This window comes from Nocardia aobensis NBRC 100429 (assembly GCF_000308375.1).
GTDB lineage: Bacteria > Actinomycetota > Actinomycetes > Mycobacteriales > Mycobacteriaceae > Nocardia > Nocardia aobensis.
In genome coordinates, this window is record NZ_BAFQ01000297.1 from 1 (window position 1) to 23,496 (window position 23,496).

The 23,496-nt window shown below is 66.8% G+C and carries 25 protein-coding genes and 1 pseudogene; 11 read left to right on the forward strand and 15 right to left on the reverse strand.

What is annotated here, in order from left to right; translation table 11 throughout:
- Positions 1-86: 86 nt before the first annotated feature.
- The gene (locus RJ03_RS33670; protein ID WP_083871546.1) at positions 87-1,343 is read left to right on the forward strand and encodes an MCE family protein; all 1,257 of its coding nucleotides are present in this window, start codon (positions 87-89) and stop codon (positions 1,341-1,343) included.
- Between the two features lie 29 nt (positions 1,344-1,372).
- Positions 1,373-1,957 carry an Rv1363c family protein gene (locus RJ03_RS33675; RefSeq protein WP_036510987.1) on the forward strand — a complete coding sequence of 195 codons (585 nt, stop codon included), beginning with the start codon at positions 1,373-1,375 and terminating at the stop codon, positions 1,955-1,957.
- Between the two features lie 75 nt (positions 1,958-2,032).
- Here the strand turns inward: RJ03_RS33675 and RJ03_RS33680 are convergent, their stop codons facing one another.
- The 3 genes from RJ03_RS33680 to RJ03_RS35480 form a co-directional block, all read right to left on the reverse strand.
- Complete coding sequence (locus RJ03_RS33680) at positions 2,033-2,260, reverse strand: hypothetical protein (RefSeq protein WP_036510989.1); 228 nt, start codon at positions 2,258-2,260, stop codon at positions 2,033-2,035.
- Between the two features lie 15 nt (positions 2,261-2,275).
- Entirely contained in the window at positions 2,276-3,349 is a 1,074-nt protein-coding gene (locus tag RJ03_RS33685; RefSeq protein WP_036510991.1) for an oxygenase MpaB family protein, read from the reverse strand.
- Positions 3,350-3,688: 339 nt separating this feature from the next.
- A complete protein-coding gene (locus tag RJ03_RS35480; protein ID WP_167332044.1) occupies positions 3,689-4,369 on the reverse strand; it encodes a TetR/AcrR family transcriptional regulator in 681 nt (226 codons plus the stop codon).
- An 82-nt stretch (positions 4,370-4,451) separates the two neighbouring features.
- Between RJ03_RS35480 and RJ03_RS33695 the strand changes: the two genes are divergently transcribed.
- On the forward strand, positions 4,452-5,873 hold the full coding sequence (locus RJ03_RS33695; RefSeq protein ID WP_036510994.1) for an amidase: 1,422 nt from the start codon (positions 4,452-4,454) through the stop codon (positions 5,871-5,873).
- A gap of 340 nt (positions 5,874-6,213) precedes the next feature.
- Here RJ03_RS33695 and RJ03_RS33700 read toward each other — a convergent pair whose 3' ends face one another.
- The gene (locus RJ03_RS33700) at positions 6,214-6,738 is read right to left on the reverse strand and encodes a hypothetical protein (protein ID WP_051025632.1); all 525 of its coding nucleotides are present in this window, start codon (positions 6,736-6,738) and stop codon (positions 6,214-6,216) included.
- Positions 6,739-7,065: 327 nt separating this feature from the next.
- Here RJ03_RS33700 and RJ03_RS33705 point away from each other — a divergent pair, with 327 nt between their 5' ends.
- Together RJ03_RS33705 and RJ03_RS35485 are read left to right on the forward strand one after the other, a co-directional pair.
- Positions 7,066-7,371: a hypothetical protein gene (locus RJ03_RS33705; RefSeq protein ID WP_036510996.1), complete on the forward strand. Its 306-nt coding sequence runs from the start codon at positions 7,066-7,068 to the stop codon at positions 7,369-7,371.
- A gap of 96 nt (positions 7,372-7,467) precedes the next feature.
- Positions 7,468-7,806, forward strand: a complete 339-nt coding sequence (locus tag RJ03_RS35485; RefSeq protein WP_157163594.1) for a hypothetical protein — start codon at positions 7,468-7,470, stop codon at positions 7,804-7,806.
- 122 nt (positions 7,807-7,928) lie between these two features.
- Here RJ03_RS35485 and RJ03_RS38765 read toward each other — a convergent pair whose 3' ends face one another.
- Positions 7,929-8,117, reverse strand: coding sequence for a hypothetical protein (locus RJ03_RS38765; protein ID WP_051025634.1), 189 nt, complete (start codon positions 8,115-8,117; stop codon positions 7,929-7,931).
- Between RJ03_RS38765 and RJ03_RS36630 the strand changes: the two genes are divergently transcribed.
- Positions 8,064-8,600, forward strand: a complete 537-nt coding sequence (locus tag RJ03_RS36630) for a phosphatidylserine decarboxylase (RefSeq protein WP_245552479.1) — start codon at positions 8,064-8,066, stop codon at positions 8,598-8,600. The two genes, RJ03_RS38765 and RJ03_RS36630, sit on opposite strands and share 54 nt — an antisense overlap.
- 709 nt (positions 8,601-9,309) lie before the next feature.
- Positions 9,310-10,611 carry a lipase family protein gene (locus RJ03_RS33715; protein WP_157163595.1) on the forward strand — a complete coding sequence of 434 codons (1,302 nt, stop codon included), beginning with the start codon at positions 9,310-9,312 and terminating at the stop codon, positions 10,609-10,611.
- 168 nt (positions 10,612-10,779) lie between these two features.
- On the opposite strand, the gene RJ03_RS33720 is transcribed toward RJ03_RS33715, so the two are convergent.
- From RJ03_RS33720 to RJ03_RS33750, 7 genes and pseudogenes are all read right to left on the reverse strand, one after another.
- The gene (locus RJ03_RS33720; protein ID WP_036511002.1) at positions 10,780-11,184 is read right to left on the reverse strand and encodes a DUF3052 family protein; all 405 of its coding nucleotides are present in this window, start codon (positions 11,182-11,184) and stop codon (positions 10,780-10,782) included.
- Positions 11,185-11,212: 28 nt separating this feature from the next.
- On the reverse strand, positions 11,213-11,617 hold the full coding sequence (locus tag RJ03_RS38770) for a zinc-binding dehydrogenase (RefSeq protein ID WP_245552473.1): 405 nt from the start codon (positions 11,615-11,617) through the stop codon (positions 11,213-11,215).
- Between the two features lie 286 nt (positions 11,618-11,903).
- A pseudogene (locus RJ03_RS38920) lies at positions 11,904-12,209 on the reverse strand (alcohol dehydrogenase catalytic domain-containing protein); the annotation flags it as partial.
- A 53-nt stretch (positions 12,210-12,262) separates the two neighbouring features.
- Positions 12,263-12,718, reverse strand: a complete 456-nt coding sequence (locus tag RJ03_RS33730; RefSeq protein ID WP_036511006.1) for a pyridoxamine 5'-phosphate oxidase family protein — start codon at positions 12,716-12,718, stop codon at positions 12,263-12,265.
- A 1,026-nt stretch (positions 12,719-13,744) separates the two neighbouring features.
- Entirely contained in the window at positions 13,745-14,980 is a 1,236-nt protein-coding gene (locus RJ03_RS33740) for an NAD(P)/FAD-dependent oxidoreductase (RefSeq protein ID WP_083871550.1), read from the reverse strand.
- An 83-nt stretch (positions 14,981-15,063) separates the two neighbouring features.
- Complete coding sequence (gene sigJ / locus RJ03_RS33745; protein ID WP_036511268.1) at positions 15,064-16,005, reverse strand: RNA polymerase sigma factor SigJ; 942 nt, start codon at positions 16,003-16,005, stop codon at positions 15,064-15,066.
- Positions 16,006-16,407: 402 nt separating this feature from the next.
- Positions 16,408-17,343, reverse strand: coding sequence for an AraC family transcriptional regulator (locus RJ03_RS33750; RefSeq protein WP_036511014.1), 936 nt, complete (start codon positions 17,341-17,343; stop codon positions 16,408-16,410).
- A gap of 129 nt (positions 17,344-17,472) precedes the next feature.
- Here RJ03_RS33750 and RJ03_RS33755 point away from each other — a divergent pair, with 129 nt between their 5' ends.
- Both RJ03_RS33755 and RJ03_RS33760 read left to right on the forward strand, forming a co-directional pair.
- Positions 17,473-18,165, forward strand: coding sequence for an NAD(P)H oxidoreductase (locus RJ03_RS33755; protein ID WP_036511018.1), 693 nt, complete (start codon positions 17,473-17,475; stop codon positions 18,163-18,165).
- A 191-nt stretch (positions 18,166-18,356) separates the two neighbouring features.
- Positions 18,357-19,142 (forward strand): SDR family NAD(P)-dependent oxidoreductase, encoded by a 786-nt coding sequence (locus RJ03_RS33760; RefSeq protein ID WP_036511271.1) that lies wholly within the window; start codon positions 18,357-18,359, stop codon positions 19,140-19,142.
- 15 nt (positions 19,143-19,157) lie between these two features.
- Here the strand turns inward: RJ03_RS33760 and RJ03_RS33765 are convergent, their stop codons facing one another.
- Positions 19,158-20,063 carry a class I SAM-dependent methyltransferase gene (locus tag RJ03_RS33765; protein ID WP_036511023.1) on the reverse strand — a complete coding sequence of 302 codons (906 nt, stop codon included), beginning with the start codon at positions 20,061-20,063 and terminating at the stop codon, positions 19,158-19,160.
- Positions 20,064-20,411: 348 nt separating this feature from the next.
- Here RJ03_RS33765 and RJ03_RS33770 point away from each other — a divergent pair, with 348 nt between their 5' ends.
- Positions 20,412-21,224, forward strand: coding sequence for an alpha/beta fold hydrolase (locus tag RJ03_RS33770; protein WP_245552474.1), 813 nt, complete (start codon positions 20,412-20,414; stop codon positions 21,222-21,224).
- A 28-nt stretch (positions 21,225-21,252) separates the two neighbouring features.
- Positions 21,253-22,023: a helix-turn-helix domain-containing protein gene (locus tag RJ03_RS33775; protein WP_036511030.1), complete on the forward strand. Its 771-nt coding sequence runs from the start codon at positions 21,253-21,255 to the stop codon at positions 22,021-22,023.
- Positions 22,024-22,161: 138 nt separating this feature from the next.
- On the opposite strand, the gene RJ03_RS33780 is transcribed toward RJ03_RS33775, so the two are convergent.
- Positions 22,162-23,292: an NAD(P)/FAD-dependent oxidoreductase gene (locus RJ03_RS33780; protein ID WP_036511034.1), complete on the reverse strand. Its 1,131-nt coding sequence runs from the start codon at positions 23,290-23,292 to the stop codon at positions 22,162-22,164.
- Positions 23,289-23,486, reverse strand: coding sequence for a ferredoxin (locus RJ03_RS33785; RefSeq protein ID WP_036511037.1), 198 nt, complete (start codon positions 23,484-23,486; stop codon positions 23,289-23,291). The genes RJ03_RS33780 and RJ03_RS33785 overlap by 4 nt, the downstream gene beginning before the upstream one ends.
- Between the last annotated feature and the right edge of the window lie 10 nt (positions 23,487-23,496).

Below are 23,496 nucleotides of genomic sequence, written 5' to 3' on the forward strand. Positions count from 1 at the left end.
CCCGACGGATCCGATCTGAGCGCGTTCGCCGGCAGTCTCGCTCAGGTTCTGCAACGCGTGCTCGGCCGGCTACAGGGAGGCCATCGATGAAGCCCTCGGTGCGTACGCGGGTCACGAACGCCGCGATCCGCGCGGTCGGCGACCTCGACGAACTGCTCGACCTGGGCGCCTGGATTCTCGTGCGCCTCGGTGAGTGGGCCCGCCGCCACGTCGTGGCCTTCTCCACCGCCGGGCTGATCGTGCTGCTGATGGCCGGCACCGGATATCTCACCGTGGGCGTGGTCGGCGCCAACCCGCTGCGTCAGGTCTACACCGTGCGGGTGCAGCTGGCCGAGTCCGGAGGTCTGTTGCCCCGCAACGACGTCACCTTCCGCGGGGTACGGGTCGGCACCGTCCACGCCGTCGAACCGGCCGGAGCCGGCGTCGTCGCCCTCGCCGCCATCGATTCCTCGGTCCGCATTCCCGCCGGCGGTACGGTGGCGGTGGCACGACTGTCGGCGGCGGGAGAGCAGTACCTCGACTTCCGGCCCGTTTCCGACGGCGCGCCCTACCTGCGCGACGGCGCGGTCGTCGACGTCGCCGCCACCTCGACACCGGTCACGATCAACGAATTCCTCAGCAACACAAGCGCATTCGTCTCGGGGCTGAATCCGCGGCGCCTCGATGGCATCATCGCCGAACTCGACAAAGCCCTCGCCGGCGGCCCCGACCGGCTCCGCACGGTGATCAGCGGTCTCAGTCACGCCATGGCCGGCCTGACCGACCTGCTGCCCCAGACCCGCAGCCTGATCGAACATCTCGAGGTGATCGCCGAGACCACCTCGCACGCGCAACCGGATCTGGCCACACTCGTAGCGGGTTCCAGCGAACTGTTCAGGCAATTCAGCGACGCCGACGACGAACTGAAGCGACTGCTCGACACCGGGCCCGGCCGGCTCGCGACCCTGGGCGGGGTGGTCGCCGAAACCACCGACCCCGTCACCAACCTGGTCACCAACTTCCTCGCCATCACCCGCGCCGCCCGGCTGCGCACCCCCGCCCTGCGAGCGCTGTTCCCGGAGCTGAGGGCCGGCACGGGTGCCATGGGTGTTCCCGTGCACGACAACGCCTTTCACACCCTGATGGACATCTGGCCTCGTCCCACGTGTGAGTACGACAGCATCCCCGTGTCTCCGGTGCGGCTCAGCGACGGCAGGGCCCGCCTCTACAACTACTGCGTCACCACCGATCCGGGCATGCAGATCCGCGGCAGCGCCAACGCCCCGCGCCCGGATGCCGGTGCCACCGCGGCGCCGCCGGGCGCCGACCCCGACGCACAGACCCCGCCCCTGCTGCCGAAGTGAGCAGAAACCCATCACACGAAGGAACCACGATGACCTCGGACTCCGAGCGGACGACGACTCCCGCCGAACCCGTCACCGAACCCGCGGACGGTGATTCCACCACACCCCGGCAGCGCGGAAAGTGGTTGCGCCGCAGCGCATCCGCCCTCGCGGCGACGTGCGCCGTCGCGGCCGCGGCCTGTGCGGTGGTGTTCGGCACGAAATACGAGCAGGCCGATGCCCATGCCGAGGCCCGCGAGCAAGCACACCAGGCCGCGTGCGCTTTCGGCCCCATCCTGGCCACCTACGATTCCACGACGATCGATGCGTACTTCGCCGCGGTGCTCGACCACGCCACCGGTGACTGGAAAAAGGAATTCGACGCCACCAGCAAAGATCTTCGCGACGTCCTCACCCAGGGCCACGTGGTCGCGACAGCGGGAACCGTCCACTGTGCGATCGGATCCAACACCGACACCACCGCCGAGGCGATCCTCATCATCGACCAATCGATCACGAGCGTCGGCACCCAGGGCCAACCCCGCCACGGTCAGCTCGCCCTCACACTGACCCTGCAGAAGAGCGGAAACCGTTGGCTGATCGGCAAACTCGACTCCCCCGCCCTGCAACCCTGACGACCACGCAACACTCGAACGCCCGGCGGCACAAGGTGCCACCGGGCCCTTCATGTCCCGAGCCGTTTCCTCCGGTCACTTCAGGGTGATGTCGGAAATCACCAGCGGCGGCCACGCGATTATTTCTCCGATGACGGAAAAGAGTTTGTCGAACCCGTGCAGCTCACCCAGATGATCGTGGTGAGTCCACAGCCAGATCAGGCCGATGCCGAAGTACGGAATGCCGACCACGACAGCTGCCATGATCGCGAGATACAGCATCTGGCGGAAACTCAGCTGCCGATCGAGAAATTCTGTCAACACGCTTACTCCCCGCTCTCAGGCCATCCGACCGAGGATGGGTTCGGATTCGATGAGCCCCTCGTCACCGGGTGCCAGCCCTTTGTTCAACACCCGGTTGCGCTGCTTTTCACGCAGCTCATGATGCGCCGCAGCGGGAATCGCATACCCGTACCGCTTCTGCGCCTCTCGCGGCGTCGTCGTCACGGGAGCCACCGGCGCGATCTTCATCAACACCGGCGCCGCGATATCGACCGTCATGGGAGACAAGAAACGCAGGAGCACGATCTGGAGCCACACATTCATGCTGATCAGGGTGACTATCGCGCTGATCGGCGGAACGATCAGCAGATCCAGCCCCCGGTTGGTCGGCAAGCCGGCCATCTCCCGCATCCACCGCGGCATCGTGGCCAGCGTCGCGCGCCGCAGGAACGCTGCCACGATCGTGAAGAACGGCCTGACCACGAACGGCATCGGCGGCAGCATCACATCCGCTCGCAGCAGGTGCCGCATGGCCTTTCGCGCGATGTCGGAACCGATCAACTCCGGCCGAATTCGTTCGAAATATTCCCGGACGCCCTCCCGGGTCCTCGGTACATCGGCGGGGTCGCACGTCTGCAACTCGGCAGCGCGAGCGCACTCCTCCCAGAACTGATTCTCCTCGGCCTCCGACAGCCGCCCGGGACCGTACTTCTCGTAGGTGATCAATATCGAATGCCACGCGGTCAGATGAATCCACAACTGCGACTGCGGATCGTTGGCGTCGTAGATGCCGCCCGTCACCGGATCGATACCCACCGCCTTGGAATGCACCTTGACGAGCACGTCGGCCGCCTTCGCCGTCGACCGGCTGTCACCGAACAAGACCATCGCGAAATACCGCAGTGTCCGGTCGTAGCGAGTTCGCGGCCGACTGTAGATGGCACTGGTCTTGTCCACCGCCGCGATCAGCGCCGGATCGAGCTCTTCGATCACCACGGCTCGCTGGAAGCCGAGCGACAAACTCGTCGGATAACTCCACACCTTCCATGCGACGGAGTCGGGTCCGAAGAAGCCGTAATCCTCCGGCGGCTCCACCTCGGGCAGAAACAGCCATTCACGCAGCGTCGCCATCACAGCTCCTTTTCTACGGTTGCGTAGAGTGTTTTCTACGCTTGCGTAGGAATGCTAGGGGCGGCATTCCGCGACGTCAATAGGTGTATAGGGGCGGGGCCTACGCTCGGAAGAAGTTCGCCGTGGTCACGCTTCGTAGATGACAGCGGAGCCGATTCCGTGCCTGAAGATGCCAACAAGGCGGGCGGCCGCGCCCCATTCGCCGCTTCGAGCGACCACTCGCCGAGAGGCGCATGTCGGACGTCGGCCCACCAACTCGAACGCCGTCAGGTAAGCACCTGGCGCCGTTCGGCGTCGAGCGAAATCGGCATCCCCCGCACGCGTGAGCGAAAACCTTTGTCAGGCATCGGGTTCGGCAGATCGCCCATCATCCTCGGCCGGATCGACGTCCACCGACCCTTGTCGCCGCAGTCGCAGAGCCAGCTCGACATGTCCGTTGTCGAGCAGGAACCCCAGAAACAGCGCACGGAACGCCGCATGCACCGAATCCGGCGGCAGCGTGCCCGGGACGGCCATTTCGTGCAGCGCCAACCCGTGCGCCAGGGCGGTGAATGCCGGTGCGGCCGTGTCGGGTTCCGGCGATCCGGCCGCGCGAACGCCCGCGGCGGCGGCACGGCGTGCGGCATCCAGTGCCCGCGCGGCGGCGTCGCGGAACTCCGGGTGCCGCGCGGCGTGCAGATAGGCCTCGAACAACGCCGGTGTCTCCGGCGAGCGCGGGGTCGCGGCCGACGACAGCGCGGCGGCGATCTCGTCGGGTGTGCTGTGCGCCTCGGCCAGCGCCTCGGCGAGCGCGACCTGGGTATCGGCGTCGGCGTCGGTGTAGACGCGCAGCGCTTCCTCGGTCAGCGCGTCGATCGAGTCGAAGAAGTAGCCGACGGTGGTGAGCGGCAGGCCGGCTCTTTCGGTGACCGCGCGGTGGGTCACTCCGGCCACACCCACGGCCGCGGTGACCTCGACAGCGGCCGCGAGCAGGGCTTCGCGGCGAGCCTGAGCGCTGGGGCGGTGGCGGCGCGGAGTCACGCGGCCCACCCTAGGCCATCTCTGTAACTCCTTACAGTTTCCCTCTGGGCAGAGTCTGTAAATTCTTCTAGACTCAGCCGCCATGACGTCCCTTCACGCATTCCGCGACGATGCGCTCGGCGAGCACGACGCGGTCGCCCTCGCCGGACTGGTCCGCGACGGCTCGGTCAGCCCGCAGGAACTCGCCGCCGCCGCCATCGAGCGGGCGCGCGCGGTCGACCCGCAACTCGACGCCGTCGCCTGCGCGATCTACGACGCTCCGCGCTACCACTCGCGCTCCGATGCCGACCTCTACGGCGTGCCGACATTCGTGAAGGACAATTCCGACGTCGCGGGCCTGCCGACCAACCACGGCAGCGAGGCGTTCCGGGCGCGGCCCGCCGCGAAGAACGGCGCCTACACCGACCAGTTGCTCGGCACCGGGCTGACGCTGCTCGGTAAATCGCGATTGCCGGAGTTCGGCTTCAACGCCACCACCGAATTCATGACCGAACCGCCCGTACGCAATCCGTGGGATCTGGACCGCTCGGTCGGCGCCTCGTCCGGCGGGTCGGCCGCACTCGTCGCGGCGGGCGTGGTCCCGATCGCGCACGCCAACGACGGCGGCGGATCCATCCGCATCCCCGCCGCATGCGGCGGACTCGTCGGACTCAAGCCGAGCCGCGGCCGCCACATCGACGGCGAACAGGTGCGGAGCCTGCCGATCCGCATGATCTCCGAAGGCGTGCTCACCCGTACCGTACGTGACACCGCGGCATTCGTCGCCGCGGCCGAGAATGTCTGGCGCAACCCGAAACTCGCCCCCATCGGCGAAGTCCGAGGCCCGGCGCGACGACGGCTGCGAGTCGGTCTGGTCATGCACAGCGTCACCGGCGCCGAGGTCGACGCACCCACCCGGGCCGCGGTCGAGCACACCGCCACGCTGCTGGAAAAGGCCGGGCACGTCGTCGAACCGATCGCGCTCCCGGTCACCGAGGAGTTCGCCGCCGATTTCGTCCAATACTGGGCGCTGCTGGCCGACCTCGCGGTGAGCACGGGCAAGCTCATCCTGGATCGCTCGTTCGACGCCGCCGCCACCGACGGACTCACGCGCGGACTACGCGCCCATCACCGTCGCAACCTGCACCGCACACCGGCGGCACTGCGCCGGCTGCGACGCATCCCGGCCACCTACGCGCGAATGTTCACCCACCTGGAAGTCGTTGTGTCGCCGGTACTCTCGCACACGACGCCGCCGCTGGGCCACATCGCACCGACGGTCCCCTTCCCCGAACTCATCGACCGGCTCACCCGCTACGTCAGCTATACGCCGGTGAACAACATCGCGGGCACCCCGGCCGTCTCGCTCCCCATGGGCCGCACCCCCGACGGCCTGCCGGTCGGCGTGCAACTGTCGGCCGCATACGGCGACGAGCGCACACTGATCGAACTGGCCTACCTCCTCGAAGCCGAACAACCCTTCCCCCGCATCCAGGAGCAGGCGGCGAACTCCTCACCTCGGTGATGTCCCGATCGTTCCCGACTTCTCAGCGACCCGCGGCAGCAAACCCGCCGCGCGCAGTGGCGGCATGCCGTTCGTCGACTCGGTGCACCCTCGGTGACGTGGAGGGAAACGTCGATCGAATACTTCCGCCCAACCGGCGATTGTGATTCGAATCCGAGCGCTGAAGGTTTGCTGACGATAGCGGAGCGGGTAACAGAGAAGTGCGGCCGACGTCCTGCCCGGCGCCGGCCCGCGCGTAGGCCGACGGCATGACGGGCTGCGCGAAAGTCGTTGCGATGCCGCCGGGCCGATCGCCACCCCGGCGGCATCGCTTCGTTCGGCGACACGAGTCTGGCGTCGGTCAGGGCGACGGTGGCAGCATCCGGGACGGAGACTCCTGCACCGTGACGAGAACGACGACGTCGCCGTAGGGGGCATTTCCCCGCGCCAGCCGGTGGCCGAACTTCGCCAGCGGAATTCGCCACCGATACTTGGCCTCGATCTCGGCCTGAACGAACGACACCAGCGTGCCCGCGGTCACCACCTGCGCGTGTCCCTGGCGCTGGTGGGATCCCAGCGCCGGATGACCGCGCCAATCACCGGCCTGGACCAGCACCCGGCCGTCGCGCACCAGATCGCCGGCTTCCGGCGTCCGCGACGAGATACGAAACGCCAACTGGCCGAACCCGATAGGAACGACCAGCCGCGGGACGGTCACCAACTGCTGCGGGCCGGCGACGCGGGTGACGAGCACCGTCTTCGCCTCATGCCACTCGCTCGCGGCCCCGGTCACCGGGACCGGGCGGGCCGAGGTCGCCCGCGCGACCGGGACGGGCCGTGCGAGCCGAAGGGGTGCGGTGGGAATATCGGTCAGGGTGTCTGTCATCGCATTCGCTCCTCTCCGCGACGATTCCGTTCGCTGCTACCACCGCCAAGGTCTGCCGAGGCCGGCGCGGAACACCAGCCGTGACCGGGAGCAGGGCTCACCGTTCACGATGTGAGAGTGACGAGTCGCCAAGGGATTTCACGCATTCGGCGGCCGGGCCCGCTCGGTCCTGCACGAGCATCCTTGATCGGCCGATTTCGATAGTGCACGCACATTCGCGCGTCGGCAACGATGCTGGTCACAGCTGGTAGACCTGCCGGGAAAACCCGCAGCCGACACGAGCCCGCACACCGTGCTCGCGACGGAATCGGCGGCTAAGTTGCCGATATGGTTCTCGCGCTCGACCCACCCGTGGTCGCCTCCGCGACCGACACCGGCCTGATCCTCGACATCGCCGGCATCGCCCTCGCCGACCCCCTCGGCCGCGGCGAACCCCACCTACGACTACGCGACGGAACCACGCTCACCCTGCCCGTGCCGCTGCGCGACTGGGCGATGGCCATGCTCGTCACTCATCATCACCGCGCCGACGCCGAAGTCCCGAGCTTTCCCTGCCGCATCGAATTCGGCATCCGCGACGGCCACATGTATGCCCGCCCACTGACCGCCGGCGAACACCACGACGTGCCGTAGCTCTGCGAAGGTGCAGCACCGAGGCACCACAGGCACGGTGTAGACGAGGCTACGGGGGTAATCGGACGGTGGGGCGGTGAGCGGAAGGAGTTCGACGTGAGTGATATGGCGATCGGGCAGCGGCTCAGAGACCTTCTCGACGAGGATCCGGACTTGGCCGACGGCCTGGAGCGATCATTGGTGCAGGCGCGTCAGGTCGCCGAGCAAGGGCTGAAGGACGAACTGCTGGCGGCGTTACCGTGGCCGCAGTCGGTCGCGGAATATATCGACTACATCGATGATTTCGCTCGCTGGGTACCGCGGGAGACCGACTCGCCCGCATGGCGCGCACAAGCACCACAGCACCGGTACACCCAGGAGGTCAGCGACCGGCTTTCCCACTTCTTCTGGATCATCGACCAGAAGACGGACGACCATGACACATCCGTGGCGTAAGGCTCGGACACATTCCGGGAATGGGTCACCGACTTCGCCCGCGACTGGGGCAGCTTTCTCGACACTCCCGAATCCTTCGGGCCGGACGTGCTGAAATCGTTCGTCGACAATGCTCCGGAATATCACGTGGGCGATTCCATGATCGACGGCAAGCCGAACGCCCCCAGCAGTTCCAGCACCGTTACGGCATCGACGACGCCTCGAACATTCCGGCGACGACGATCAAAGGCACGCACAAGTACGGAAATATCGAACCGCTGCTCACCGGCAGCGAATACGCCGCGAAATTCGCCGGCGGAACCTTTGCCCATTACATGCTGCCGACCAACGCCTATCACCGCTTCCACCTACCGGTGAGCGGTATCGTCAAAGAGTCGTTCGTGACTCACGGGCAAGCGTTCATGCAGGTCGAGCTGTCCGACCACGGCTTGAAGGGCCAGGACAACGCCGAAACCGGCTTCGAGTTCTTCCAGACCCGCGGCGTGGTCGTCATCGACACCGCCGAATCGCCCGACGGCGACATCGGAACGGTCGCGGTCGTGTGCGTCGGCATGCAGAACGTCGCATCGGTCACTCTCACCTGCACCCCCGGAAAACACATGGCCAAGGGAGACGAATTCGGGCTGACCCGGTCAGCGTCACACTCGAGGCACGACGTGAACCCGGACCACACCGTCGTCGGTGCGGCGGCAAGCTGTCACCCGATATGCCGGCCTGGGCCGATCGTGATCGAATTCCCTTGCTGGACAGTCGATCCGAGGTTTTCCTCCTCCGCCCACCGCGGCCCAGCTTAGCGTTACGGCTATTTACAAGTTGTCGGCGGTCGCCTCGGTGCCGCGCTGGCGTGGACCGACGCGATCGACCTCGCGTCCTTCAGCGGCGCATGCAGATGAACGTTCTCGCTCGCATCCTACGGCGGACTTACCGGAACACCCACGCACGGCAACCCGCCGATCACATGCGGAAGCCGAACTGACACAGTCGGTTCGGCGACGAACGGTCGAAGCACACCGACGGGTGTCTCAGCCGGAACAATGTTCGTGCCGGTGCCGCTTCGGCCGTTCACCACTACTTTCCGCGAGTGGTCGGCGCGAGATCCCCTGCGCTGCCGAATCACCCAATTCATCTCTGCCGCTGTGTCATACGGCTCGAGCCCCTGGGGCACCGCATGCTTCCGACGCTGCCACGACCTTCCATATCCGGAGAGAAAAGTCCGGTTGGAGAGAAGTAGTGTGCGCGCAACGATGTCGCCGCGTCAAGACCACAACCGATATCGAATGCCGCTAGCTCACCGGCCGACACGACGCTACGCTGTTCTACGTCCTGCGCTCCTTGCGGACGTGGTGAAAGTGGTCTGGTTGTTCCGGGCGATTGCGCTCCGTAGAAAAAGCCGGTCCCGAAGCAATGATGGTCGTTCGTAGCCTCGACAGCAGAGGCGGCCGGCTTCCCGCACGAGGGAGTTGCTTCACGTGCTCCCACAGACGACGAGGGAGAGTGGCACGAATGAGTAGTGCTGCGACGGTGAACCAGAACGTCGATTCGATGATGACTCTGTGCGCCTTTTCGCCGATCGCCGCCGTTCCGCTTCCGGACGGCGAGACGTCGGTACAGCAACAGCAGCGAATGCTCGACGGAATCCGATCGATGATGGCCAAGACCCCCGGCCTCGACTCGTGGAAAGTCGTGTGGCTGGGGATGAGTTCTCTTCGCGCGAACATGGCGTTCGTGGTCCAGAACGTCAATGACACCTCGGAGTTGGCGGTCTGCTTCCGCGGGACGGTGTTCAGCTCGCTGATAGATCTGGCCGAGGATTTCGAGGTTTTCACGCAGGTGCCGTTCCCCCAGGGCGGCACGCCGCCTGCCGGTTCGAAACCCGTGATCGCGAAGGGCGCCGCGGCCGCCTTCGACGAGATCATGTCGGCGAAATGTGTCCTCGGTCTGCCGGGCGGATCCGGGACGCTGGTGTCCGCGCTGCAGACTCTCTGCGGTCCGAGCAAACCGGCTACCGTGCACCTCACCGGCCACAGCCTCGGTGGCTGTCTCGTCACGACAGCGGCGCTGTTTCTGCAGTCCCAGTTCGCGAAGTTCAACCCCAAGGTCACCTTCGACACCTATACCTTCGCCGCCCCGACCGCCGGAAACCAGGACTTCGCCACATGGTTCGACACCCAATTCCCCCATGGCCAGGCGATATGGAACAAATACGACGTGGTCGCGAACGTGTGGTGGAACCTGGGCCCGGGCCCGACCAGCATCCAGTCCTTCTTCCCCGCCCCCGGCCCGTACGCGAGCGAATGCAAGGACGATAAGGGCCGGACAGTCCAGTCCCAGATCCAGGACCTCGCGCAGAAGCTGGCCGAGAGCGGCGTCTCACCGTACGTGCAGCCGACCCAGCAGCCGCCGATGAACACCGACTACGCGCGCCACTCGACCGATGCGCTCGGCAAGACCGAGAAGGATTGGATGGGCCAGCTCGCCTATCAGCACGCCAACAACACCTACCTCACTCTCCTCGGCGCACCGACCGTGAACATCGATGTGCCCCAGATCAAGTCGCTGTCCCCCAACAAGGGCCCGGGAGGCACGACGGTGACGATCGAGGTTCCGTCGACCGCCGCGTTCGCATCCGCCTGTGTGGTCTACTTCGGGTCCGAGCGCGGCACCGACGTCAAGGTCGGCATCAACTCGATCACGGCGACCGCGCCGCGCCATCTCGGGATCGAGACCGTCGCCGTCTCCATCACGAACCTGTTGACCATCTCCGACACGAAGAAGACCCCCGCCAACGAGTTCACCTACATCTAGGCGGGATGATCCACCACTCCGGACGAAGTAGCGGCCGGTGACAGCTGCTGGGCAGGACACCGAGTCGAAACCCTTCGTTCAGGATCGCGAGTGCACCCGCCGCGACGTCCGCGCCACGTGCGGCGGGTGCTTCTCACAAAGTGCGAACCCGTTGCGGCTCCGTCTTGTTCAGTGCCGATCGGCCAGCCGGACGACGAAGCGCAGACCCGACCACGTCTCATCGATGGCACACGTCTTGTTGTCGACGAGTCCTGCGGCCAAGCCGAATTCGCGCACGACGGCATCGCTGAGATCGGTAGCTACCCCGCTGGACTTCTTGGGCCAGGCGACCCAGAGGCCGCCCGCCTGCGTCAGGCGGGCGCGCCACGTGCCGAATCCTCGCTCCAGGGACCGGTAGTCGGGACAGAAGCCGACGATCACGTCATACTGCCCGCGCCCGGCGCGCCGCTGGAGGTAGACCTGCTCGGGGAGCGGTTCGAGCGCGAATCCGCTCGGGGCGTGGGCGAGCAGCACGCGGCTGCCGGGCCGGATGCCGAGCTTGCGGGCCAACAGGGCACCGGAATATCCCGCCATGCGCTCACGATACGTGCTGCGCGAATCGTCATGGCATCAGAATGAGTCGCCCGCGGACGCCGCCCTTTTCGAGACGGCGGTGTGCTTCGGCTGCTCGCGCCAGGGTCATCGTGTCGGCGATCCGTGCGGTAAGGGTTCGGTCGGCGAGCTTCTGGTTGAGCACGGTCGCGGCGGCGGCCAGGTCGGTGACGGTGGCGTTGCTGATCGCGAACCCAGCCACGGTGACGTCGTGGGTGTAGACGCGGTCGACGGGGAGCGGCACCCTCGCCCGGGGTCCGGCCGCTGTCAGCAGGAGCCGGCCCCCGCGGGCCAGCACTGCGACCGCGACGTCGATGTCGTGGTGGCCGGAGGTGTCCCAATACACGTCCAACCCCTCGGGCGCCGCCGCCCGGATCTGCTCGACCATGCCGGGATCCCGGTAGTCGACCACCACAGCGGCCCCCGCATCCCGGACACGCTCGAGCCCGCCCCCCGGAGGCGGACGCGATGACCCGCGCGCCGGCCGCGCGCGCCAGGCGGACCGCGGCGTCGCCGACGTTTCCGGCGCCGCCGCCGATATAGACGGCGTCTCCCAGCCCGAGCCGAGCGTGCCGGAACAGTCCCAGCCATGCCGTGGCAGCCGGATGTGCGACCCCGACCGCCTGGACCGGATCCACCCCGTCGGGCAGGTGGTACAGCCGGTCGACCGGGACAACCGCGTACTGCGCGAACGAGCCCTGCCGGCCCCCGTGGCCCAGACTGTTGCACCACACCGCGTCCCCGACCGCATAGCCGACTGCACCGTCGCCGACCGCCACGACGTTTCCGACCAGGTCGCGGCCGATGACGAACGGGAAAGGAGTCGGCGTCGCATACGCCCCGGACCGCACGAACGTGTCCACCGGGTCGACCGTGACCGCGTCGACGGCCACCAGCACATCGGTGGGTCCGATCTGCGGGACGGGCAACCGTCCGTAGTGGATCGCATCGGCGGGGCCGAGCGCCTCCACGTAGGCCGCGTACATCAGGTCCGGAATCCCGGCCATCGTGTCTGCCTCCTTTCGGCCGATGAGGCGCCCGCCGGTCTCGGCCTCAGGATTTACCCGACCCCGTACGTCTTGGCCCAGGCCGCCCGCAACTGGGACTCCGTGGCGTGCCCGAACTGGTAGGCCGGCGAGTCCACCGGCAGGGCGCGGTCGACGGTCACCAGTACCGCTTCGATCGCGGGATATCCCGGTCCCTGGGTGGCGAGCAACCAGTCGTGAATCCACTCGAACACCGGGCTGCCGGGGCCGTGGAACTCGGCGGTTCCCTTGAACCGGTACCCGCGTCGTTTGAGGAAGTCGACAACGTTGATCTCCAGCCGGGGATCACGCCGCAAGTTGGCGACCGTGCCCGGCGAGGCCTGGTTCAAGAACACCAGATGGTCGTCGTCGTAGACCCGCACGGTTCCCTTCGGGGACAGGTTCGGTGATCCGTCGGCGCACACCGTGGCGACGAACCCCAGTTTGGCGCTGTCCACGATCGAGCGCATATCCTCGTCGATGACACCCATGACCCCTGCCTACCCCCGGACCTCCCGGCGAATCCGAGCCCGCGCTCGTCACCATCTTTGCGACGGGTGCACGGCGACCGGGGCCACAGCGTCCATCCTCAGTGGGAGGTCTCGCCGGGCCAGTTACTCAGTGCGTTCCGGCCGACGACAGACGTGCGAGCTGATTCCGGAAACTTTCACGCAGGGCGGGTTCTGTGAACGCCGAGCGGACGCTGGGATCTCCGGCTACCCGGGTCTCCCAATGCAGACGAGCATCGTTTCTCGAGATCCGCTTCGCTCCGTGCCCGGGAAGCGCCCGGTAGGCGCCGGGCCGAGGGACCGGGCGGTGCATGAACGCCCAGCCGCCGGTCCAATCGATCCGCAACTGCAAGCGCGCACCGGGATAGAAGTCGAGAAGCCAGCCCCGTCCTGTCAGCAGTGACCGCTCGCGGGACGGGACCTGCCGTGCCCGGCAGGTTGCCGCGATTTCAGGCGCGAGACGGTCGAGGGTACTGATGACGTCGTGCCATGCCACGGGCGCATCCGTCGCCGACGCGGACGTGTTCGATTGCGGCTCTACTTTCGGTGTCTGCCAGCGAAGCCGCTGTCCGATCCCCACGGATGAAAAGGCTCGCATGACTACTGCATTCATGCAACTGAGCGGGGCTCGAAGTGGACTCGCCGTGTTGATAGATCGGTCTATTATCCACGGGCTGCGTGCATCGGCGCTGGATCCTCGGCGTCGTTGCCGACAGTGTTCGAGATCGACTACCCCACTGGAGATTCGGGCCTCGGCTATGCACCTCACTGCCCGGACAGCGGTTCGCCTGCCGTCAGCCGGGTACTGCTTCGGTAAGTCCCCGCATCCGCCCGGGCGTATGCGGGGACCTAGATCGTGCCGGTTCAAACGAGCAGCCGGCGCGATCGCACAACGGCGTGGGTTCGCCGCGATGGCTGCGGTGGTTCCGGGCGGCCTTCGTCACGTTCGACTTGCTGCATGTCAAGGGCTGGTCGCTGATCGAGTTGCCCCGCCGGCGGCGTTGCCGATCAGATGATTGCAGTCGACCGTTGTTCGGCAGCGGCGGTCCGGTCGCTGGTTGGCCGGCCACGCCCGGTCTCGGTGGGGTTCGTGATCAGGTGGCGACGCCGGCTCGGCATCATCAAGGTGGGATGGTTGACGCTCCACACGGTCCCCCTGCAGATCAGCTCCTTCATGCGTGCTGCTTTACGGCCCACGTCGACCTTGGAGGTCGGCTCATCCTGCTTGGTGACCTTCTGCACGATGGCGTCGCGGCGGCCGAGGCTGATGCACTGGCTGTTGTAGCCGATGGGGGCGTTCGGGACCTTTCCTCCGGTCAGCCGGGCGGCGATGACGTCGCCGCCCAGCCACGCCATCGGTGAGGCGGTGGCGCAGCCCATGCGCAGCGTCTTGCCGCCTACTCCGGCGGCGTGCGCGGCATCGCCGACGGCGTAGACGTCGGGATGCGAGACCGAGCGCAGGGTGTCGTCGACGACGATGCGCCCGGACTCGGAGACGGTGAGCGTGCTGGCGGCCGCGATCGGGTGCACGGCGAAACCTGCTGTCCAGACAATCGTTCGAGCCGCAATCTCCGCACCGGTTCGGGTGACGACGCCGCCTTCGGTGACGCGAGTGACGTCGGCGTGTTCGTGCACGGTAATTCCGAAACGCTCGAAACTGGCGCGCAGGTGGGCATGTGCCTTCTCGTCGAGCCAGTCGCCGACGCCGCCGCGCGCCGCCACGGCGACCTTCAGATCCGGGCGCGCCTCGGCGATCTCGGTCGCAACCTCGATGCTGGTCAGGCCGCCGCCCACGATCAGCACGGTCTCGCCCGCCACCAACTCGTTCAGGCGTTCCCGCAACCGCAGCGCGGCCTGTTTGCCGGCCACATTGTGGGTGTGCTCGGCGACCCCGGGCACGCCCATGTCGGCGATGGTGCTGCCCAAGGCGTAGACCAGGGTGTCATAGGCCAGGGTCTCGGCGCCGTTCTCGCCGAGCAGTTCGACGGTCTTGCGGTCCGCGTCGACCGAATCCACCCACGCGACCCGCACCCGAACTCCGGTGCCCGCGAAGATCGTTTGCAGCGGACGGGCCGGCAGATCCTGTCCGGCGGCGAGCTGGTGCAGGCGGATCCGTTCGACGAAATCGGGATCGGCATTGACCAGGGTGATCTCGATGTCGTCGCGGTGCAGTCGCTTGGCCAGGCGGCCGGCGGTGATGGCTCCGGCGTACCCGGCTCCGAGGACGACGATGCGGTGCTTCATGGTTGTGCTCCTGTCTCAATGGGGGTTCGAAACCTGAACCGGACAGGAACACGAAGACTGACAGTCACGAGATGTGATGTGCATCACCACAAGTCGGGCAGGGCTGATCCCGGCGCGCGGGTGGCCCACTGCCGGTTCGCATATGCCAGCTTGTCGGGGTTGACGTGGGCGTGCACGGCGGCGATGCCGTCGACGGTGACCTGCAGGACCACGATGCCGACCACCCGATCTTGGGAGACCAGCACCAGCGCGGGCATCCCGTTGGCGATCGACGCGAACATCTCCGGCTTGCCGCCGAGCTTGTTCCACGTGCCGTTGGAAGGTTTGATCGCCAGACCCACGAACCGTGCGATGCGCTGCGCGCCGAGAAGCGGCCGGCTCAGCGTCGCGAGGAATCCGCCGCCGTCGCCGACAATCGAGGCATCATCGGTGAGCAGTGCTACCAGCTTCTCGGTCTGCCCACTGACCGCCGCGGCCAGGAATTCCTCCACGATCCGTCGAGCGGCGGCCTCGTCGACCTCGATGCGCGCCCGTTCCACCGACAGATGTTGTTTGGCGCGGCGGTAGACCTGCTGGCAGTTGGCTTCGGTGATGTCGAGCAGCTCGGCGATCTCGTGGTGCGGGTAGCCGAATGCCTCGCGCAGCACGTACACCACGCGCTCCTTGGCGGTCAGCCGCTCCATGAGTGTGAGCATGGCGATCGAGACCGATTCCCGCTGCTCCACGGTGTCGGCCGGCCCCAGCATCGAGTCGCCGGCCAGCACCGGCTCCGGAAGCCACTGTCCCACATACGTTTCCCGGCGGGCGCGGGCCGTGGTGAGCTGGTTGAGGCAGAGGTTGGTGAGCACTTTGGTCAGCCACGCCTCGGGTGTCCGGACGTACTCACGGTCGGCGGCCTGCCAGCGCAGGTAGGTCTCCTGTACCGCGTCCTCGGCATCACTGGCTGAGCCCAGCAGGCGATAGGCGATCGCTTCCAGACGGGCCCGGAAACTTTCGAACACATCGGCTTCGCGCGTGAGCAACATGCCAACATCGTCGGCCACATATATCGGGAGCGTCCACCCGAGCCACCGGTCCTGGTCGTGACCGATCATGGAATGCTGTTCGACCACACCGGACGTGAACAATTCAGGGTGATCCACCGGCGAATGACCGAGGCGTGTGCGCGGGATGGTTTCGGCCCGAACCGTACATGCGCCACAGACGAGGGGCCCGGCGGCTCGGATCCGCCGGGCCCCTCATTGCTCACCGTAGAAGAAGGCCAGCGGATCCGCGCGACGAATCGGGGTGGCGGTGACCCGGTTGCGCTGCGGGCCATCGGCACCGAACGCGCCGTGATCGTCGCCGACCACGCCGGACTTCGTTGGGCCCTAGGCGATTACAGGCGCAGTCCCGAGCTGTGAGCGATACGGTCCGCCCGGACCGGTTCACGCTCCGATATCGGCGGTGGCGCGGAAATCGCTGGGGCGGATGCCTCGACGGCGCTTGAACGCCGCACTGAAACCGAAAGCGTCCGCATAGCCGACGGCCTTCGCCACCTGTGCCACGGTGAGACTCCGGTCGGCCAGTAGTTCCTCCGCCTCATCCATGCGGCATTCGGTGAGATACGCCAGCGGCGACTGTCCCATGACCTCGGAGAACCGTCGTGCGAACAGCGCCCGCGAGACCCCGGCCTCGACAGCCAGGGACGCGACCGTCCAACCGGCGGCGGGCCTTCCGTGCATGGCCTCCAACGCCGGGCCCACGACCGGATCGGCCGGTCCGCGGTACCAACCGGGCGCGTCCGCCTCCAGCCCGTCGAACCAGTCGCGCAGTGTGCACACCAACGCCCAGTCGAGTAGGCGGTCCATCATCGCTTGCGCTCCGGCCGGTCGCCGGGCCGCGTCCGCGGCCATCGACTCCATCCACGCGCACACCTCCACGTCGTCGTGCACGACCAGGACCGGGGGTACCGCTCGCAGCAGCCGTTCATGGCGCCGCCCGGACGCCCGGTAGGCGCCGACGATCAGAGCGGTCTCGCCGGCGGGGTCGTCGTCCCAGCGAACACCGTCCAGTTCCGGATCGCATTTCGCGTCCGGCGCGAAGCAGGCGACCTCGTATTCCTCGCGCGGCAGGGCGGCGGTGTCGCCATTGTCGACGAGGATGAACGTTTCCGGGCCGCGCACGATCGCGGTGTCCCCCACCGTGATTCGACGTTCGAGACCGTCCGGTAGCAGCAGTGTGCCCCCACCCCGCAGCACGGTGACCATGGTCAACGGCGCCTGATCGGCGAATCGGATGCGCCACGGTGCTTCCAGGACCGCGGTGGTGAGCACAGCTCCCTCGGCACGAATACCGCCCAGCAGTTTGCTCAATGGATCCACACGATCGAGCGTAGACGAACTCCTATCGAATGTAGATCTTTACCCATAGATCGTCCATCGTCCTCGGTGTGGAATTGATCCCGGAACGCACAACCGAGCGTTCGGACACCCCGCATCCAGGAGGCCCCCGTGCAGCACAACCCGACCGTGGATACCTCGACCACCCGCACCGCGCTGGTCGTCGTCGCTCACCCCCGGCCCGAGTCGCTGACCGCCCATATCGCCGACCTGGCGACCCGCCGGCTCACCGCCGCCGGCTACCGAATCGACCTGCTGGACCTGCATGCCGAGAACTTCGATCCCCGGATGACCGCCGCCGACCTCCCGGAATGGGGCCACCGGGAGAAGGCCCACTCCCCCGAAGTCGCGGACCATATGCGACGCATCCTCGCCGCCGATGTGATCGTCGCGGTGTTCCCGGTGTACTGGATGCAGGTCCCGGCGATTCTGAAGGGCTGGATCGATCGCGTGTGGAACTACGGATTCGCCTACGGCCGAAGCAAACCGCGGCTCGCAGGCAAGCGGATGCTGTGGCTGGGCCTGGCGGGCGTGGCGGACGACGACGCGCTCGTCCAACCCATGCAGGATGCGCTGAGCGCGCAACTCGACGACGGAATCGCCTACTACTGCGGCCTCACCCAGTCGTCGGTAGGGCTGTTGCCGGGCGCGGAGGAAAAACGACAGCGCCTGGATGCCGCGGGGAATCTGCTGCTCGACGAGGCACTCACCGGTGCGGTTCGCGAGGCCCACTATGCGGGTTTCGAAGACCGGGCGCTGGGCTTCGTCGACGATTTCCTCGCCGCCGACCAGGTTCCGGCCTGACCACGCAGGCTCAGGTGACTTACCGGACACCAGCGGTGGGGATTCCGCCATGCCCCACCGTCCACCGGACGCGACACCCCGCGGAGCCAGATTCGCCCTGACCGTGCGGGCAGGTGGATAGGCTGACCGCGCCGACCCGTGGTCGGCGGCCGTACCGGATTCGGTTCTCACTCCACCGAGGGAGAGTGATCATGGATCTGCATCTCGACGGAAAGATCGCGGTTGTCACCGGCGCGAGCCGAGGCATCGGGCTCGCGATCACCGAACACCTCACCGACGCCGGTGCGCACGTGGTCGCGGGAGCACGCACCATCAGCGATCGCATCGCCGAGCTCCGGTCCGAGGGAAGCGTGACGTTCGTGCCCGGAAACCTCGCAGGCACCGAGGCCTCCGCACAGCTGGTCGCGGCCGCCTCCCGGCTGGGAGGAACCGACATCCTGATCAACAACGCCGGCGCCGTCACCGCGAGACCCGGTGGATTCACCACCGTCACAGACGAAGACTGGCAATCCTCCTGGACCCTGGGCATGATGGCGGCCGTCCGCACCACCCGCGCGGCGATCCCCGAAATGCTCCGCCGGGGTGGCGGCGCGATCGTCACGATCGGGTCCGTCAACGCGTTCTACCCCGACCCCGGCGTGGTCGACTACTGCGCGGTCAAGGCAGCTCTGACCAACCTCACCAAGGCGCTGTCGAAAGAGTTCGGCCCGCAAGGCATCCGGGCGAATTCGATCAGTCCCGGCCCGGTACTCACCGACCTGTGGCTCGGCAACGGAGGAGTCGCCGAGACGGTCGCGCAGGCCAGCGGCAGCAGCGCCCGGGAAGTCGCCGACCGAGCAGTAGCCGGCACACCGACCGGACGATTCACCACCCCCGACGAGGTCGCAGACCTCGCACTGTTCCTGGCCTCGGACCGGGCAGCCAACATCACCGGCACCGACATGACGATCGACGGTGGCTTCATCACCACCTTGTGAGAGTTGCCGGCCTGCTCACCGGGGTGAAGGTTGTCTCGCGCCGGATTTGGTGCAAGTGAACTGCATGACGTCGAGGTGTCCGCGGCGGAAGTTGTCGGCGGACTCGGTCAGATAGCTGCTGTAGGCGTCGTAGGTGCGTTGCCCAGCGAGTTCGATCGCCCGGTCACGGTGCTCGTGCAGAGAGGTCGCCCAGCTGTCCAGGGTGGTGGTGTAGTGAGACCCCAGTTCCTGAATGCGGGTGAGAGTGAATCCGGCGTCCTGCGCGTACTCGGTGATTCCCCTGGGGTGGTGGCCTGTCGATCGCGGGAGCTGACTGGCCGGGAATACGGTTCCGCGGAGGAACGCGAATTCGGCTTCGGTCGCCAGGCCGGGTCCCCGGTGCGCCTGGACCGCGTGCGGATCATGGGCGACGACGGTTTGCACCAGCAGCACTCCGTCGTCGGGCATTATCCGGTAGGCGAAGTCGAAGAAGTCCGGGTATCGCTGTGCGGGCATGTGTTCGAGCACGCCGATACAGACGATGCGATCTACCGGACGGTCGAATTGGTGCCAGCCTTGCCGTCGCACACCGCCGTAGGGGCAGCCGCGGACGAGCCGGTCGACGAGGCGGTCTCGTACGTACCGGTGCTGGTTGCGGTGCGGCGTCAGCCCGATCGCGTTGACACCGTAGGTGTCCATGGCACGCAGCATCGTCGAACCCCAGCCGCAGCCGACGTCGAGCAAGGTCATCCCCGATCGCAGATCACATTTGGCCAGTGCAAGGTCGATCTTGGCGGACTGGGCCTGTTCCAGGGTGTCGTCCGGGCGAGTCCAGTACGCGCAACTGTAGGTGCGAGTCCGGTCGAGGAACTGCGCGAAGAACTCGTCGGGTAGCTGGTCGCGCGACGGGATTCGACGGTCGGCGGGGGCATAACCGGTCATCGTGCGGGTCTTTCCTTGCGGGCAGGGCCGAATCGTGTCGATGCCCTCCCGCCGAACAACCGAAGTTGGACCGCCCTTCAGGGCGCGCGTGCTTACGAGTCGCCGATCGAGCGGCTGGGGTGACCTGGGTCGGATGGCATCCGAATCCGAGATTACCGATCTCACAGGTGAGAGAAGCGGCGCGTGAGCACCATTTAACCAGGTAGTAACTACAGCGCTCGTCGGAGACGGAGGCCCGCCAGGGCGCGGACTGTGTCGGTTGCTCGGGGCCCTCGTCAGGGATGCGCGGACGACATCACGCTGCGGCAGTTGACCCTGACGCACGGGCAACCCCGCAACATGATCGGCATGACTGCGAAAACCGATCACTTCATGGTCCACCGCGACGGCGTCACGATCGCGGCGTCCCGCGGCGGTCGGGGACAACCGCTGGTCCTGTGCCCCGGGCTGCTCACGACTCAGGCTGACCTGCACGAGCTGACCGAGCTGCTGCGGCGCGATCATGACGTGGTGACCTTCGATCTGCGGGGGCATGGCCTGTCCTCTGCCGCCGATCGGTACTCCTTCCAGGCTTTCCTGGGCGATTTCGTCGCTGTGATGGCGGAAGTGGGGCACCTCGGCCTGTCCTCGGCGCCCGTGCTCGTGGGCCACTCGCTGGGCGCGGATTTGGTGGTGCACTACGCCTGCGCGTATCCCGGCACCGCCGCGCGGATGGTTCTCATCGACGGGGCGAACCCGGTGCCCGAACCATTCATCACCGAGGCCGACCTGCCGGAGTTCCGTGCGATGTTCGACGGCCTCGCGACAGGGACCGAGGGTGCCGAAGGGTTCCCGCACCGGGTGATGCTCACCCCACAGGAAATACTCGACCTGAATCTCGAGGTGGATGCGGTGCGCTCCGCAATTCTCGACCGGTATCGCAAGATCGACTGTCCGATCAGCATGGTCATGTCGACTTCGATGGCCGGCGACAGCGGCGAAGGGCGCGCACCATGGCGCAATCGAAACTGGCGGGCCGGTATCGAGCGACTGGTCCGCGACCAGCCGCACATCTCCGCGACGTGGCTCGACGCCGGTCACGGGCTGCTCGGGACCCACGCCCGGGAGATCGCACGGATCATTCGGGACACCCCCGGCCCAGCCTGCCGGGCAACGTCGTAACAGTTTCCAGGTCGAGCAGACTGGTCCGATGCTGACCATCAGCGAGGTCGCCTCGTACGCCGGAGTGACGGTACGAGCGGTGCGGCACTACCACGCCATCGGACTGCTGCCGGAGCCCGAGCGCGACCACTCCGGTTATCGCAGGTACGACGGAGCTGCGGTGGTCGAGCTGATCAGGATCCGGACGCTCGCCGAGGCCGGGGTTCCGTTGGCGCGCGTGCGGAAGCTCCTGGAGGCAGATACCGAGGACTTCGCGGCGGCGGTCGCAGACATCGACAAGCAGCTGCGGGCAGAGATTCGGCAGCGGCAACAGCTGCGCAAGCGGGTCGCCCGCCTCACTACCGGGGACAATCTGGCGCTGCCTCCGGAACTGATCGAGTTTCTCGACCACCTGCGGGCACTCGGAGTCGACGAGCGGATCGTCCAGGTCGAACGCGACGGCTGGATCCCGCTGGTCGCGCATTCGCCGGAACGCGTTTCGGAGTGGATCACACGCAAGCGGAAACAGATCGCAGACCCGCAGCTCATCGACTTCTATCTCACGCTGAGCCAGGCTCTGGACACCTCCGACGACCGAAACCTTGCCGAGTTGGCCGACAAGATGGCCTCATATATGACGCGGATAGCCGACGAGCAGGGCGAGGACTATCTCGATGATCCCGACGTCGAACCACCGTTGGTCGAGGTGCTGGACACGCTGGCGTTCGACACCTGGCCGCCGGCCCGTCGACTGACCGAACTGTTGACGAAGCGCGGCTGGAACGGCTGGACCAAGCTCGAGCGAAGAGACCCACCGTAGGGTTGGAGACTCCGACCTGCGCCGATAGACCAGCGGAAGATCGACCTGACGCTCTGCGATGCAGTAGACGCAGTCCGGCTCGACACGCACGACCTGCGTCCCCAACTGGCAACGGACAACTGCTGACCGAGGCGGAAGCTAGCTCGGTGAAGCAGCCAGTGCGCGCAGCCGTGCGATGGGTTTGCGTACTCCGTAGGCGACGACGGTTGCCTGCCCTGTGTCATGGTGCCAGGTGAGTAGCGCCGATCCGGCGGCGACATCGCCGTCTACACGGGTGGGTGCGCCGCTGAGGGGCAAGGGCCCGACGACTTTGATTGCTGTTCCGAGGATTTCGGTCCAGAAGTAGTTGTCGTCGGGTGCTCCGGTCGGCTCCAGTCCCAGGGCGGAAGCGGCGGCGACCTTGCCTTGGGCGACGGCGTTGGACCAGAACGGGGCACGCCTGTTGTCGGCGCGCCGGTAGGTGACATCACCGGCGGCGTAAACATCGGGGACTGTGGTCCTGCATGCGTTGTCGATGCCGACGCCGTTGCGATCGGCCAGACCGTTGCCTGCCAGCCAGGAGGTGTTCGGGACTTCGCCGGCGCATGTCACCACCAGATCCGCGGTCAGTACCGCACCATCGGCAAGGGTCACCCCGCTGACCGGGTCGCCGGACAGAGTGACGAAATCCGTCGTGTGCACTACTCGGACGTTGTGTTGTTCGGCGCGGGCGCTGATCACGCTGCTCAGGTAGGGGCCGAGGATGGTGTGCAGGGGCGGCTCGACGTCGATCACGGTGACCGGGATCGCACGGGCGACACAGGCGCTGACGACTTCCATTCCGAGAAACCCCGCGCCGACCACGATCACGGACGTGGCGGTGTCGAGGCGTGATCGCAGCGTGCGTGCATCATCGAATGTCCGCAGCACGAGTTCGCCGTGTTGCCCGGGTTTCGCGATGCGGCGGGCTTCGGCGCCGGTCGCGATGATCAACGCGTCGTAGGACAGTGTGTGGCCGTCACCGGTGACGATGGTGCGCCGGTCGACGTCGGCGCTGACCGCGCGCGAGCGCACACTGGTGAGGTCGAGGTCGTCGAGTCGGTAGCCCAGGGTGTCGTCGGCTGCGGAATCCTCGAGCACCGCCTTCGACAGTGGGGGCCGGTAGTAGGAGCCGTATGGGTCGGCGCCGACGAGGGTGATCGTGCCTCGGTGCCCGAGAGCCCGCAGTTCGCGTGCGGCGGTGACACCGGCGACGGATTCGCCGACGATGACGGCGCAACGCTCGCTCACAACGCTTCCCGCAGGGCGGCGACCGGGCAGGAAACTATGGCGGCGCGCGCCGCGGTGACCTTGTCATCGGGAACGTTCTCGCCCTCGAAGTGGTAGATCAGTTCGGCGTCGTCGTCGAGGCCGAACACCTCAGGTGCTTGTTCGGTGCACAGTCCGTGTCCTTCGCAGCGGGCGTAGTCGACGGTGATTTTCATCGGTGTCCTC

What these genes read in the sequence shown, in the direction of transcription:
- RJ03_RS33740 (WP_083871550.1), bottom strand. Translation starts at nt 14,980, where the DNA reads ATGAAGCACCGCATCGTCGTCCTCGGAGCCGGGTACGCCGGAGCCATC.
- RJ03_RS33695 (WP_036510994.1), top strand. Translation starts at nt 4,452, where the DNA reads ATGACGTCCCTTCACGCATTCCGCGACGATGCGCTCGGCGAGCACGAC.
- RJ03_RS33785 (WP_036511037.1), bottom strand. Translation starts at nt 23,486, where the DNA reads ATGAAAATCACCGTCGACTACGCCCGCTGCGAAGGACACGGACTGTGC.
- RJ03_RS33730 (WP_036511006.1), bottom strand. Translation starts at nt 12,718, where the DNA reads ATGGGTGTCATCGACGAGGATATGCGCTCGATCGTGGACAGCGCCAAA.
- RJ03_RS33715 (WP_157163595.1), top strand. Translation starts at nt 9,310, where the DNA reads ATGAGTAGTGCTGCGACGGTGAACCAGAACGTCGATTCGATGATGACT.
- RJ03_RS33670 (WP_083871546.1), top strand. Translation starts at nt 87, where the DNA reads ATGAAGCCCTCGGTGCGTACGCGGGTCACGAACGCCGCGATCCGCGCG.
- RJ03_RS33760 (WP_036511271.1), top strand. Translation starts at nt 18,357, where the DNA reads ATGGATCTGCATCTCGACGGAAAGATCGCGGTTGTCACCGGCGCGAGC.
- sigJ (WP_036511268.1), bottom strand. Translation starts at nt 16,005, where the DNA reads ATGTTGCTCACGCGCGAAGCCGATGTGTTCGAAAGTTTCCGGGCCCGT.
- RJ03_RS33770 (WP_245552474.1), top strand. Translation starts at nt 20,412, where the DNA reads ATGACTGCGAAAACCGATCACTTCATGGTCCACCGCGACGGCGTCACG.
- RJ03_RS33685 (WP_036510991.1), bottom strand. Translation starts at nt 3,349, where the DNA reads ATGGCGACGCTGCGTGAATGGCTGTTTCTGCCCGAGGTGGAGCCGCCG.
- RJ03_RS38765 (WP_051025634.1), bottom strand. Translation starts at nt 8,117, where the DNA reads ATGGGCAAAGGTTCCGCCGGCGAATTTCGCGGCGTATTCGCTGCCGGT.
- RJ03_RS33765 (WP_036511023.1), bottom strand. Translation starts at nt 20,063, where the DNA reads ATGACCGGTTATGCCCCCGCCGACCGTCGAATCCCGTCGCGCGACCAG.
- RJ03_RS33700 (WP_051025632.1), bottom strand. Translation starts at nt 6,738, where the DNA reads ATGACAGACACCCTGACCGATATTCCCACCGCACCCCTTCGGCTCGCA.
- RJ03_RS33720 (WP_036511002.1), bottom strand. Translation starts at nt 11,184, where the DNA reads ATGGCGGGATATTCCGGTGCCCTGTTGGCCCGCAAGCTCGGCATCCGG.
- RJ03_RS33705 (WP_036510996.1), top strand. Translation starts at nt 7,066, where the DNA reads ATGGTTCTCGCGCTCGACCCACCCGTGGTCGCCTCCGCGACCGACACC.
- RJ03_RS33675 (WP_036510987.1), top strand. Translation starts at nt 1,373, where the DNA reads ATGACCTCGGACTCCGAGCGGACGACGACTCCCGCCGAACCCGTCACC.
- RJ03_RS33775 (WP_036511030.1), top strand. Translation starts at nt 21,253, where the DNA reads ATGCTGACCATCAGCGAGGTCGCCTCGTACGCCGGAGTGACGGTACGA.